Below are 13,173 nucleotides of genomic sequence, written 5' to 3'. Positions count from 1 at the left end.
AGGGGTCGCCACGTTTGGTTAACACGCGGATTCGATAAACGCGATATTCTGTAGCAATGAGTTCGACGAAGATCCCCTCCCCCTATCTCGCGTTTCGCAACGCCGCCGTGCGACACCCGGACGACGCGTTCGTTCACACCGGTGCCCTCCGCATCGGACGCGCCGCGGCCCTGCGCTCGGTAGACGGCATCGCGGCCGAACTGCGCGCGCAGGGGGTGCGGGCGGGCGATCTGGTCGCCCTCGAGCTGCCGGCCACGCTGGACCTGCTCTTCACCCTGGCCCTCTGGCACGAGGGGGCCACCGGGGTCCCGTTAGCCGCACACATTCCCAGCGACTCGATTCCCACCGGCATCCTGCTGGTGACGGCCTCCAACACCCGTCGGTGGGAGCGTACCCTCATCGTTGACGCCGAGCTTCTCCGTCGCGCCGAGGCACGCGTCGCCTCGAATGATCCGGTGATCGAATTCGATCGGGATTTCCCCGCCCGCATACATTTTTCCAGCGGCACCACCGGACGCCCCAAGGCCATTGCCACATCGTTCGGCGCCCTGGATACCCTCACCGCCGATCCCGACACAACCTGGCTGCGCGGGGCACCATTCCTGATGATGATGCCTCCGGGTTCCCTCTTCGGTTTTGCCGCCTTCTACGCCAGCGTCCGATCCGAGAACACGTTCTGGCTGGTGAATCCCGGCGATCCGGACCACACCATCGAGCTTGCCCGCCAGTCGGGTGCCACCGCGCTTAAGGGCTCCCCCGCTCAGGTGGCTTCCGTGCTGGAAAGGCTTGAGGAACGCGGGGAACGACTCCCGCTGCTGGACACGGTATTCACCGCCGGGGCGGCACTGTCTCCGATCGTGGCCGCACGCATGCGCGCGGTAGCCGACGGCTGTGAGCTGCACATGGCCTATGGGTCGACCGAGGGCCTGCTGGTGAGCGCCCGCTATCGAGACAGTTCCGATCCCACCGACCTCGGCGAGGTTTCACCCACCGCCCGCATCGAAATCGTGGATGCCACGGACTCGGTGCTCGCGCCGGGTGTCGTGGGTCGTATCCGCTACCAAAACACCCATATGGCCACCGAGTATCTAAACGATCCGGAAGCCAGCGCCGCGGCCTTCACCGACGGGTGGTACTACCCCGGCGATCTCGGGATGCTCACTGTCGACGGCAAGCTTGTCCTGGCCGGGCGGGAGTCCGAGGTTCTCAACGCCGACGGGGTGAAGCTTGACCCAACGGTGTTGGACCACCGGGCTCTCGAGGATCCGCTGGTTCGCGATGCCGCGGGATTTGTCTATCGTGATCGCGGGGGCGTCTCCAGGTTCGGCCTCGCCCTGGTTCCCCGCGAGGGGTTTGATGCGGACGGCTTCGTCCGGTCCCTGAATGAAAACATCAGCCACGGTCTGCCCACGCTGATTGTCCGCGTCGAGCAGATTCCGCGCAACGGCGGGGGCAAGGTTTTGCGCCGGGAACTCACGGCGCGTTTCTCCGAATCGCCGACGGCCCCCACGCTGCACGCGTAAGGGGTGGTGCAGGGGGGAAAACCCCCACACCACCCCGTGTCCGGCAACCTATCCGCGACGACGGCGAACGGCAAACCCGGTCATCGCCAGTCCGGCTGCCAGCGCCCCCACCGCGAGGGCGATCCAGGTGGGGCCGGCGTCGGCACCGGTGTGCGCGAGGCCGGCGGCCTGCACCGGACCGGCCGAAGGCGACGGCACCGCACTCGTCGAGGCCCCCGGAGCGGGTGCGCTCGGTGAGGCTGTAACCGGGGGCACGGAGGCCGGGTCGGACGGCGTCGAGGTCGGCGTGGACCCCGGCTGGGTCGGCGTCGCGGTCGGAGTCGACGTCGACTCGGGCTGAGTCGGCGTCGACTCGGGCTGAGTCGGCGTCGGGGTCGGGGTCGGCTCCACGGCTACCAGGGCCCACTTGGCAAAGTAGACCCGATCCGCGGTGAGCGGGGCCGAGAAGTCCGCCTCCCGGGTCAGCGCCGAATCGGTGAACCACCCCTCGAAGGTGAATCCCTCGGCGGTGGGGTCGGCCGGACGCTCCGACAGCCCGCCGATGGCGATCGCCCGCGGCTCAATGGCGGAGCCGTGCCCACCGAGGTCAAACGAAACGTTGACGACCCGAAGCTGCTTCCACCGAAGGATCACAACACCCGATCCCCCATTCGTGCTCCCGCGCCCCGCGATCGCCTGAACCGCGCCGCCGCCGGCTCCACTGTTTGCCAGGGCCACGCCAATTGACGAGCCGGCCCCGCTCAGGCTCACCGCACCCGCGCCGCACAGGGCCGGAATGCTGGCCTCAACCGCCGTCGAGGCGACGAAGGCACCACCGCCGCCGAAGCAGCGAGTGTCATCGGCGAATGGTGATCCCGCAGCGGCAAGCTGGGCCGGGGTAACCCCGTTTCTCGGATTTTCTCCGTTCCCGACGGAGGCGCCAAGACCCGAGTTGCCGTTTGTACCGCGCGGGCCCGCATAAGCCAGAACTTCGGGAACACCGGGCTGGCTCACCCTACTGACGACCCCGGCGTTACCGGCGGCAATCTCCAGCGGACGTGCGGGATCGGCATCAAACCCCTGGAGTTCCACCACGCCCCCGGAACCCCCTCCCGCGTAATAGTCGCCGTTGTCACTCACGGTGCCGCTTCCTCCACCGCCCACAACCAGCGCCTCAAGCGAGGTCATTTCGGCGGTCGGGGTGAAGGTTGCCGAGGATCCACCGTTGATGGTGACCTCGCAGATCGCCGGGCCAATCGGGACGCCGCCGGCGTCACAGGTTGCCGAATCGGCGGCGCCGGCCGGCACAACTCCGGCAAGGATGCCGGCCAGACCGAGCCCGGAAACCGCGCCGATCACCGCCACCCGTTGGAAAGAATGAGAACCCACTGCTACTCCCTCGTAACTACCAGAAACACTAAACAATGTATTGTTTCACAATTCGCGACTTTCTCTGGCCAGATTTCATTCGAGCGCGCAGAATAGAGGCATGACCGCCACCGTGGATCTGATCGATGCCTTCCGAAGCGCCGACCCCGATCGTCGCGCCAGACTCCTGCGCGGCTGCGAAGCCGGTGCCGACTCCGACCGGGTCGACTTCCTGATCACCCTGGTTGAAGACACCGCCGAAGATCCTGCCGTGCGCACCGAGGCCGCCCGCGCCCTGGCGCTGATCGCGGCGATCGATGGGGAGGAACCCGGCCGCCTCTTCGATGAGGAGCTGGATGCCGCGCGCAACCTGATCGGCGAGATCCTGGCCGGCGTGGCCAATCGCGACCCCGACGAGGATCTGCGCGTGTGGGCTCTGCGAGGTCTAGCCCGCTGCGACCTGCCCGACTCCGCCATTCGTGTGCTCGTGGGCCTGGCCCTGGCCGAGCAGGAGGATCCGCTGCTGCGCACCCTCGCCGCAGCCGCCGTCTACGCCCAGGCTCCGGAATCGGTGGTCCGCACCGAGGCCATCCCGGTTTTTGATCACGACCCGATCCTCGCCGGCGGCCCACACACCGCGTAGCCGGCATCGCTGTAACAGCCTAGTTACAGCAGTAACATCCGAACTGATCGAGTACCTGACAACCGGCGCGCCGATCAGCGCGGGCTAGCCGAGCCCATTCGAAAGCACCGCCCCCTTGCGCCACGCCGGTCCTCGGCACCGGTTTGAGATTATTTTGGTCGCACTCCGGGGCTAATCGGGGATGAACTTACCCAGCCGGACCGAATCTACGCAAAAGGCTTACTTTTTGTTGCAAGAACTTGCTAGTGTGGCGACATGTCACGAAGACTCGCTGAGGTAGCCCGCAAGGTAGGCGTGAGTGAGGCGACCGTCAGTCGCGTCCTCAACGAAAAACCGGGGGTGTCCGAGACCACCCGCAACGCGGTGCTCACCGCCCTCGACGTGCTGGGGTATGAGCGTCCATCCAGTCTGCGCGGGGAACGCGCCCGCCTGGTGGGCCTGGTCCTGCCCGAACTCCAGAACCCAATCTTCCCCGCCTTCGCCGAGGTGGTCTCCGGGGCGCTCGCTCAAAACGGCTACACCCCGGTGCTGTGCACGCAGACCACCGGCGGGATCTCCGAAGCCGACTATGTGGATCTGCTGCTCTCCCAGCGCGTTTCCGGAGTTGTGTTCTCCGGCGGCGCCTACGCGGAGACCGACGCCAGCCACGAACACTACGACCGCCTGACCGAGCTCGGCCTGCCGTTTGTCTTTGTCAACGCCCTGGCCGAGGGCCTGGATGTCGCCACGGTTTCCTGCGACGATGCGGTTGCGATGGAGCAGGCGCTGGTCCACCTGCACCAGCTCGGGCACACCCAGATCGGCCTGATTCTGGGCCCCAAGGACCACGTCCCCTCACAGCGCAAGTATCAGGCCGCGCTGCGCTGGGGTGCCGCGAACGGCGTGGACTTCAACGGCAACCGGGTCATCCACTCGCTCTACTCACTCGAGGCCGGACAGGTTGCGGCAACCCGCCTGCTGCAGAAAACCGACGCCACCGCCTTTGTCTGTGCGAGCGACCTCCTGGCCCTCGGCGCGATCCGTGCGGTGCGTCGGGCGGGGCTCAGCGTGCCCGCCGATGTCTCGGTGGTGGGCTATGACGACTCCGCCCTGATGAACGCGGTTGAACCTCCGCTGACCACGATCCGTCAGCCGATCGAGACGATGGGACGCATGGTGGTGGAGCTCCTGCTGCGTCAGATCGGCGAGGATTCGGCCACCCGGGACGAGTTCCTGTTTGAGCCCGAACTGGTGGTGCGAGGCTCCACCGCGCCGATGCGCACCCGCTCCGCGCGCAAAAGAGAGTAAATCTTTGTAAATTTCTTACGTTCTGTGTCCTTCTTGCGTGATTCTGTCGCTTCCCTTACATTTAGGTTTCAACAACGGCGTTGGTCGGGTTCCTGCCCCAACCGGTACACGAGTGACGCCACGGATTACGCACAGGAAACAGAGGCGCTGGTTTGTCCAGGACCGTTGAACACCCCACGACCGCCGCGGTCGACTCCCCCGAGGCGTCCATCGACGCGCTCGGCACCCTTCTTACCCCCTCCACCAACTCGTGGTGGCGCGGGGACACGATCTATCAGATTTACCCCCGCTCATTTGCCGACGGTAACGGCGACGGCACCGGCGACCTCCGCGGAGTCCGCCAGCGCCTGCCGTACCTCAAGGAACTCGGCATCAACGCGATCTGGTACACCCCGTGGTACGAGTCCCCGCTGGCCGATGGCGGCTACGACGTGGCCAACTACCGCCGGATCGACCCCGCATTCGGAGACCTGGCCGAGGCCGAGGCACTGATCCAGGACGCACTGGCCCTGGGCATCCGCACGATCGTGGACGTGGTCCCCAACCACGTCTCGGCCGCGCACCGCTGGTTCCAGCAGGCCCTGGCGGCGGAGCCCGGCTCCCCCGAGCGCGCCCGCTTCTGGTTCCACCCGGGACTCGGCGAAAACGGCGATCAGCCGCCCACCCACTGGCCCAACAACTTCGCCGGCCCCACCTGGACCCGCCTCACCAATGCGGACGGCACCCCGGGCGAGTGGTACCTGCACCTGTTTGATCCCGAACAGCCCGACCTCAACTGGTCCCACCCCGAGGTGGTCCAGGAGCACGAGGACATCCTGCGCTTCTGGTTCGACCGCGGCGTAGCGGGCATTCGGATCGACTCGGCGGCCCTGCTGGTTAAGGACCCCGCCCTGCCCGAGATCCCCGAGAACCCGGGTCCCGGCGAGCACCCCAACACCGACCGCGACGAGCTGCACACCATCTACCGCGGCTGGCGCCGGGTGGCCGAGGAGTACCGCGACCGGGCACCGCTGGGAGGCCGCGCGCTGATCGGTGAGATCTGGCTGCCCGACGCCGAGCGCTTCGCCGCGTATCTGCGCCCCGATGAGATGCACACCGCATTCAACTTCGACTTCATGACGCGGCAGTGGAAGGCCGAGGAGCTGCGTGCCTCGATCGACCTGATGCGTGATGCCCACGCCCCGATCGGTGCCCCCTGCACCTGGGTGCTCTCCAACCACGACGTGACCCGCGTGGTCACCCGCTACGGCCGTGAGGACTCCTCGTTCGAGTTCCTCAAGAAGCGTCGCGGGATCCCCACCGATCTGGCCCTGGGTACCCGTCGTGCCCGCGCCGCCGCGCTGCTGACCGCCGCGCTGCCCGGCTCCCTCTACATCTGGCAGGGCGACGAGCTCGGTCTGCCCGAGGTAGAGGACCTGCCCGATGAGGAGCGTCAGGATCCGATGTTCCACCGCTCGAACGGTGTGGACCCGGGTCGCGATGGCTGCCGCGTGCCGCTGCCCTGGTCCGGTCAGGAGCCCCCGTTCGGCTTCGAACCCGAGGGTTCCACCGCGCCGACCTGGCTGTCCCAGCCGGCCGACTGGAACACCTACACGGTTGAGGCTCAGCGCAAGGATCCCGGATCGATGCTGAACCTGTACCGCCGGATGCTGGAGTTCCGTGAGCGCGATGCTGCGCTCGGAGACGGCCCCTTCCGCTGGCTCACCGCGGCCGACCACGCGGGCTTCGGCCCCGAGGTGCTGGCCTTCGCCCGAGCCGACGGATTCATCAGCGTCACCAACTTCTCCGGTGAACCCTTCGCGCTTCCCGAGCGTGCACAGCTCCTACTTTCCAGTTCCCCCCTCGAAGGCGGTCTCCTGCCCGCCGACACCACCGCGTGGCTTCGGCTCACGCAGCACCCCTCCCGCACCAACTAATCACAACGAAAGGCAATGACAATGAAGTCACCCATTAAAGCGTTGACCCTCACGGTCTCCGCACTGGCAGCAATCGGCCTCCTGGCCTCCTGCTCGAACGGCGCCAACCCGGGCGGCGGCGAATCCGCCGACGGCAAGGTTGAGCTCTCGGTGGTCAGCCTGATCCCCGGAACCGAGCAGGCGGCGTTTGACGCGTTCAACGAGCAGGTCAAGCAGTTTGAAAAGGCCAACCCGGACATCAAGATCAAGCCGGTCGAGTACGAGTGGAAGGCCGACACCTTCCCCGCGCTGCTCGCCGGTGGCACCCTGCCGATCGTCTACACCATCCCCTTCACCGACGGTCAGACCCTGATCGAAAACGGTCAGATCGCCGACATCACCGAAGAGGTCAAGGCGCTGCCGTTCTACGACAAGTTCAACCAGAACGTGCTCTCGGCCGGCACCGACGACAAGGGGCACATCTTCGCCGTCCCGCGCGAGGCCTACGGTAACGGTCTGCAGTACAACCGCGACCTGTTCAAGCAGGCGGGCCTGGACCCCGACAAGCCGCCGACAACCTGGGAAGAGGTCCGCGCGGCCGCCAAGACCATCTCCGAGAAGACCGGTGCCGCCGGTTACATGCAGATGACCCAGGGCGCCACCGGTGGATGGCAGACCACCGTGGCCACCTATGCCCACGGCGGACGCATGGAGGAGATCAAGGGTGACAAGGTCACCGCGACCCTCGACACCGACGCCACCAAGAAGTCCCTGCAGTTCCTCAAGGACCTGCGCTGGGAGGACAACTCGATGGGCTCGAACTTCCTCTACGACTGGGGAACCATCAACAAGGCATTCGCCTCGGGCCAGATCGGCATGTTCACCGGCGGAAGCGACCTCTACACCGCGCTGATCCGCGAAAACCAGATGGACCCGGCCCACTACGGCATCACCACCCTGCCGCTTGAGGGCAAGGACGGCGCCGTGCTCGGCGGCGGTACCCTCTCGGTGGTCAACGGTAAGGCCAGCGAGGCTCAGAAGAAGGCCGCGGTCAAGTGGATCAACTTCTACTACCTGCAGAAGTACCTGGACAAGGACGCGGCCATCACCGATGCCAAGACCCTTGCCGCCGCCAACCAGGCCGTCGGCACCCCGGCCCTGCCGATCTTCGACAAGGCCACCCTGGATGAGTCCCGCGAGTGGATCAAGGACTACATCAACGTCCCCCAGGACCAGGTCGCACCGTTCACCTCGAAGATCTTCGACCAGCCGCTGGTGATCGAGCCGACTAAGAGCACCCAGGACATCTACGGCATCCTCTCGCCGGTGGTCCAGGCCGTGCTCACCGATAAGAACGCCGACATCGACGCCCTGCTCAAGCAGGCCAACGCCGACGCGCAGGCCGTTCTGGACCGCGGCTAACCCCCGGTCCTCCCCCGCAACACCCGTCACATCCGCGACATAACCCTCGCGCCGGCCGCGGGGATGGCCCGTCCATCCCCGCGGTCACACATCGTTATTCCCTCGTGCAGGAAGGCACCGCCGCCACCATGACCACCCTCACCAAACCCGCTCCGACCAAGCGTCGGCGCGCCCGGAATCCACGCACCTGGTTGCGTGGCGGTGGGCTCTCCAACCTCCTCTTTGCGGCCCCGATGATCATCATCTTTGGGCTGTTCTCGTTCTACCCGATCATCCGCGCATTCGTGATGAGCTTCCAAAAGACCAACCTGATCGCCGACCCGCAGTGGGTGGGACTGCTGAACTTCCAGCGTGTGCTGGAGGATCCGGTGTTCTGGGTGGCCCTACAAAACACCGGCTGGTTTGCGCTGCTGGCCCTGATCTTCGGATATCCGATTCCGCTGATCGCCGCCGTGCTGATGAGCGAGGTGCGACGGGCGCGCGGCCTGTACTCGGTACTCGCGTATCTGCCCGTGGTGATCCCGCCGGTGGTCGCCGTGCTGCTGTGGAAGTTCTTCTACGATGCGGGCCCCAACGGTGTGTTCAACACCATGCTGGGCTGGGTGGGCCTCGGGCCCTTCCCTTGGATTCAGGACGCCACCATGGCGATGCCCTCGATCGTGCTGGAGGCCACCTGGGCCGCCGCCGGTGGAACCATCATCATCTACCTCGCCGCGCTGACCGGGGTCGCCCCCGAACTCTACGATGCCGCCGAGATCGACGGCGCGGGCATCTGGCGCAAGATCTGGCACGTGACCCTGCCGCAGCTGCGCGGCGTCCTGCTGATCACCCTGATCCTGCAGATCATCGGCACCGCGCAGGTGTTCCTGGAACCATTCCTGTTTACCGATGGTGGACCGGCCAACTCCACGGTCACCCTGCTCCAACTCATCTACCGGTACGGCTTCCAAAACAGCCTCGGTGGTAACTACGGTTCGGCAACCGCGCTGAGCGTGATGCTCGCGCTGTTCCTCGCCCTGCTGTCCTTCGTGTACTTCCGTCTCACCTCTGGTTGGAGCAAGAATTGACCACCACATCGACCCGTAGCGACGCCGGTGTCGCGGTGACCGCCGACGCGGTGCTCGACACCGTGCCCGCCCCCACCCGTCGCCGTCGCTTCGGAAAGAAGAAGCCCGCGGCCGCCGGTCCCTCGGATGAGCGCGGGATCATCTCGACCAATGAGTGGAGCCGGCGCGGCATTCGTCGCTCCGCCAACGGAATCCAGATCACCCTCCTGGTGCTGCTCGCCATCGGCGGGCTGGGCCCGATTCTCTGGCTCGCCAAGGCCGCGATCACCCCCACCCAGGACACCCTGCGCACCCCGATGGCGCTGTTCCCCAACGGCTTCGCCTGGGACAACGTCAGCAAGGCGTGGACCACGATCGGGCTGGACGTCCAGTTCATGAACACCGTGTGGGTGGCCCTGGGTGTGCTGGTCATGCAGCTGGTGGTCACGATGACCGCCGGATACGTGCTGGCGATCCTCAAGCCCGCCTACGCCAAGGTCCTCAACGCCCTGGTGCTGGCCACCCTGTTTGTGCCCTCGGTGGTGCTGCTGGTGCCGCTGTACCTGACCATCCTCGATGTGCCGTTCCTGGGCATCTCGCTGCAGAACACGTTCTGGGCGGTGTGGCTGCCCGCCGGTGCCAACGCATTCAACATCCTGCTGGTCAAGCGCTTCTTCGAAAACCTCCCGCCGGAGATCTTCGAGGCCGCACGCACCGAGGGGGCCGGATCGTTCCGGATCTTCTGGCAGATCGTGTTGCCGCTGTCCAAGCCGATCATCGGTGTGGTCTCGGTCTTCGCGGTGATTGCCGCCTGGAAGGACTTCCTCTGGCCCAAGCTGGTGCTCGCGCTCCCCGAGGTTCAGCCGCTCTCGGTGCGCCTGCCGCAGCTGCAGCAGACCATCGACCTGGGCACCTACCTGGCGGCCCTGGCCATCTCGACCCTGGTGCCGATCGTGCTGTTCATCATCTTCCAGGGCCTGTTCCTGAAGTCCGCCGGCATGGGTGGAGCGGTCAAGGGCTAGCCCCCTACTCCTCCCCCGCGCACGCACAAACGCCCACGACCGATTTGGTCGTGGGCGTTTGTGGTTGCGGGGCTACGCCTCGGGGCTTGCCTCTGTCGGCTACGCCTCGGGGCCTACCTCTGTCGGCTACGCCTCGGGGCTTACTTCTGTCGGCTACGCCTCGGGGGTTCCGCGACGTCGGCGCAGGCCGAACAGAAGCAGTCCGATCAGGCCGAGTCCGGCGGCGAACAGCGGCAGGCCGTTGGTGCTGGCACCGGTGCCGGGGAGTGCGCCGGATGCGGTGTCACCGGGGGTACCGGGCGACGGGGACGTGGTGGGGGTGCCGGTCGGGCCCGCGGTGGGACCGGCGGTGGGAGCACCGGTCGGATCGGTCGGCCCGTTGGTCGGATCCGTGGGTCCGTTGGTCGGATCCGTGGGTCCGTTGGTCGGGTCGGTGGGTCCGTTGCTCGGGTCCGTCGGTCCGGTGCTCGGATCCGTCGGCCCGGTGGTCGGATCGGGCGTCGGGTCGGTCGGGCCGGGGTCAGCCGGGCCGGTGGGCTCCTCACCGGGGATCGCGATGTCGATGTGCTTGATCTCGCTGGGCACGGCCTGGGCATCAAACGAGAAGGCACTCACCCGCAGTCGGTCCTCGTAGAGGGCCACACGCAGGCCAACCGGGTCGGCATTGCTGTTACCGGTCTCCTCCCAGTCACCGCTGGGTCCGTACTGGGTGGTGACCGCCACGGTGTTGACGATCGTGGGCGCCTGTGCCCGGGTCGGATCAAAACGCTTCTCCCCACTCCAGTCGTTGAGCGTTCCCGCCCAGTGGGTGTGACTGGTGAGCACGGTCACGTTGGGGTTGTCCTGCAGCAGGGCGGCCACCCGGGCGGTGTCGTGATCGTAGTCGTTGCGGTAGAAGTTGATGTAGGTACCCGAAACCGAGTTGGCAAACACGTGGTGGGTCATCAGCAGAACCGGCTTGTTCTGCGACTTCCAGTAGGCCAGGCGGTCACGCAGCCACTCGTACTGGGTGTCGGACATCCGCACAAACGGCCCCGATCCACGCGACTTACTGTCGTCGTAGTACTCGCTCCCCAGCCACAGCATGGGCAGCTTGCCATCAACCAGCTGCTCACCCCAGAGACCGCCCTGGCCACCCTTAGCTCGCATGCCGGTGGTGTCGAGGAAGCGGTTACGGAAGTCGTCAATGTTGCCGGTACCGAAGTACTCGTGGTTGCCGATGGTGGCGAACTGGTTCGGATAGCGGTTTCCGCCGCCCGCGTTATAGGCGTTGTAGTACTCGGTGTACCGCTCGGCGTAACCGTGGGGTACCAGGTCACCGTTGGCGACGACGGTGTCGGCGCGCTCGCCGAGGTTGCGGAACCCGGGCAGCACCTGATTCTGCAGGCGGCTGGTGGCGCCCTGAACGTCGCTGAAAATATCGACCCGGGCGCTGGATTCGGCCTCCGCGGGCAGGTCTCCCAGTCCGCGCACGATCTGAGCGTTATCCACCATCCAGGAGCCGGTTCCGGCGGCCCCCAGGAAGGCGAATTCCAGGCGGACGTCGGTGGCCCCGGCGGGGATGTGCAGCGGCAAACGCAGCCCGGCCGCCTCCTCGGTGGAGGTCAGCGTGCGCAGGGTTTCGCGCTCCCCGGTGGAGTACACGGCCACCACGGTTCCGCTCTGACCTGCGGTGCCGCGGGCACGGAAGTGACTGTCCACCCGGGCCTCCAGGGTGTCCCCGGCGCGTACCGGTACCGCGGCGGAGGTGAGGGTTCCGGCAACGGCACCGCGGGCGGTATCGATCGCTGCGAGCTTGCCATCGGCGAGGGTGAATGCCTGACGCCGGTCCGTTCCCCACTGAGTCACGATGTTGTCGAGGGTCGAGATGTTCCATCCGCTGTCGGCGGGGATGGTCCAGGTCTCGGGGGTTTCAAACCCGTCAAACCAGACCTTCTTCTCGGTCGTGGCCATCGCCGCACCGGTGGAGGCATAGACGGTCACCGGGATCGTGGTCTCGATGATGCCCGGGCCACCCAGACGCAGGGGCTGCACACCGTTGGCGGTACCGGCGGGGATCGCCACCCGAATCGTGGTGGTGCCATCGGCACCCACTGCGGGAATGCCGGACAGCGGGGTGCCCGTGCCCAGGACCGCGCTGACCTGCTGGCCGGGACGCAGTCCCGCCAGGGTAATCACGGCGCTGGAACCGGGTGCCACCACCGGCTTCTCGGTCCCGCGCACACTCGGCCGCACATCGGCGGGCGCACTCTCACGCATGCTCACATTATCGATCATCCAGTACCAGTTGTCCTGGCTCTGCCGGTAGCTCCACCCGAATTCCACGGTCGAGGCGGTGGCGGGGGTATCGACCGAGGCGGTCACGGCCTGGTTGAATCGGTCGCCGGCAAAATTCTCCACCAGGACCTCCGGGCCACCATCAAAGCGTGCCACCAGTCGCGCGTTTTGCGGCTGCACACCCTGGCGGTAGTGCGAGTCAAAACTGACGCTGGCCGCACCGGTCTTCTCGGTCAGCGCCATCGGTTCGGACCACAGGGTTGAGGTAAACCGGTCTGCGGTGGGACGGTTGGTGTCCGACTGCACCACGGCGACCTTGCCCGAGGCCCGGGTGAACTCGCCCTGTCGTCCGGATCCGGGGAACGCGGTGGTGACCTCGGGAACGGTGTGGAAGCTCCATCCCTCCCAGCCGAGCTTCATGCCGGCGGTGTTGACATTGTCGACGCTCCAGCCGGCCGGGGCGGTCTGTGCATTGGCGGCACTCTCAAAATCCTGACCGAGCGGGTTGGCGGCAAAAGCGGGTGCCACACCGAACCCGCTCAAGAGGGCACAGAGGACAGCGGCGGCTGCGGTGCGGCGGATACCGCGACCGGAGATCGAGCGATGGGCAAACGATTCGGAACCGACCTGATTCGATCCGACCGCAGGCGCACCAAGGGGATGCGATTTCATGGGGTAATACTCCTTGACGGGGATGGTGGGTATGGGGAG

The 13,173-nt window shown here is 66.4% G+C and carries 9 protein-coding genes; 7 read left to right on the top strand and 2 right to left on the bottom strand.

What is annotated here, in order from left to right:
* Positions 1 to 56: 56 nt before the first annotated feature.
* The gene (locus M2390_RS03525; RefSeq protein WP_259177077.1) at positions 57 to 1,523 is read left to right on the top strand and encodes a class I adenylate-forming enzyme family protein; all 1,467 of its coding nucleotides are present in this window, start codon (positions 57 to 59) and stop codon (positions 1,521 to 1,523) included.
* A 48-nt stretch (positions 1,524 to 1,571) separates the two neighbouring features.
* Here the strand turns inward: M2390_RS03525 and M2390_RS03520 are convergent, their stop codons facing one another.
* Complete coding sequence (locus tag M2390_RS03520; RefSeq protein WP_259177075.1) at positions 1,572 to 2,891, bottom strand: InlB B-repeat-containing protein; 1,320 nt, start codon at positions 2,889 to 2,891, stop codon at positions 1,572 to 1,574.
* Between the two features lie 100 nt (positions 2,892 to 2,991).
* On the opposite strand from M2390_RS03520, the gene M2390_RS03515 reads away from it, so the two are divergent.
* The 6 genes from M2390_RS03515 to M2390_RS03490 all read left to right on the top strand — a co-directional run bounded on the left by M2390_RS03515 (position 2,992) and on the right by M2390_RS03490 (position 10,185).
* Complete coding sequence (locus M2390_RS03515) at positions 2,992 to 3,513, top strand: HEAT repeat domain-containing protein (protein ID WP_259177074.1); 522 nt, start codon at positions 2,992 to 2,994, stop codon at positions 3,511 to 3,513.
* Between the two features lie 255 nt (positions 3,514 to 3,768).
* Entirely contained in the window at positions 3,769 to 4,800 is a 1,032-nt protein-coding gene (locus tag M2390_RS03510; RefSeq protein WP_259177072.1) for a LacI family DNA-binding transcriptional regulator, read from the top strand.
* 209 nt (positions 4,801 to 5,009) lie between these two features.
* The gene (locus M2390_RS03505; RefSeq protein WP_259177372.1) at positions 5,010 to 6,716 is read left to right on the top strand and encodes a glycoside hydrolase family 13 protein; all 1,707 of its coding nucleotides are present in this window, start codon (positions 5,010 to 5,012) and stop codon (positions 6,714 to 6,716) included.
* 21 nt (positions 6,717 to 6,737) lie between these two features.
* A complete protein-coding gene (locus tag M2390_RS03500; protein WP_259177069.1) occupies positions 6,738 to 8,117 on the top strand; it encodes an ABC transporter substrate-binding protein in 1,380 nt (459 codons plus the stop codon).
* Positions 8,118 to 8,245: 128 nt separating this feature from the next.
* Positions 8,246 to 9,184, top strand: a complete 939-nt coding sequence (locus M2390_RS03495; protein ID WP_030148524.1) for a carbohydrate ABC transporter permease — start codon at positions 8,246 to 8,248, stop codon at positions 9,182 to 9,184.
* Positions 9,181 to 10,185: a carbohydrate ABC transporter permease gene (locus tag M2390_RS03490; RefSeq protein WP_396822472.1), complete on the top strand. Its 1,005-nt coding sequence runs from the start codon at positions 9,181 to 9,183 to the stop codon at positions 10,183 to 10,185. The genes M2390_RS03495 and M2390_RS03490 overlap by 4 nt, the downstream gene beginning before the upstream one ends.
* Positions 10,186 to 10,338: 153 nt before the next feature.
* Here M2390_RS03490 and M2390_RS03485 read toward each other — a convergent pair whose 3' ends face one another.
* Positions 10,339 to 13,134, bottom strand: coding sequence for a metallophosphoesterase (locus M2390_RS03485; protein ID WP_259177066.1), 2,796 nt, complete (start codon positions 13,132 to 13,134; stop codon positions 10,339 to 10,341).
* Between the last annotated feature and the right edge of the window lie 39 nt (positions 13,135 to 13,173).

The organism is Mycetocola sp. BIGb0189 (assembly GCF_024810155.1).
GTDB classification, from domain to species: Bacteria; Actinomycetota; Actinomycetes; order Actinomycetales; family Microbacteriaceae; genus Mycetocola; species Mycetocola lacteus.
The sequence above is the reverse complement of the archived record's forward strand: the minus strand, read 5'-3'. Positions and strand labels throughout refer to the sequence as shown.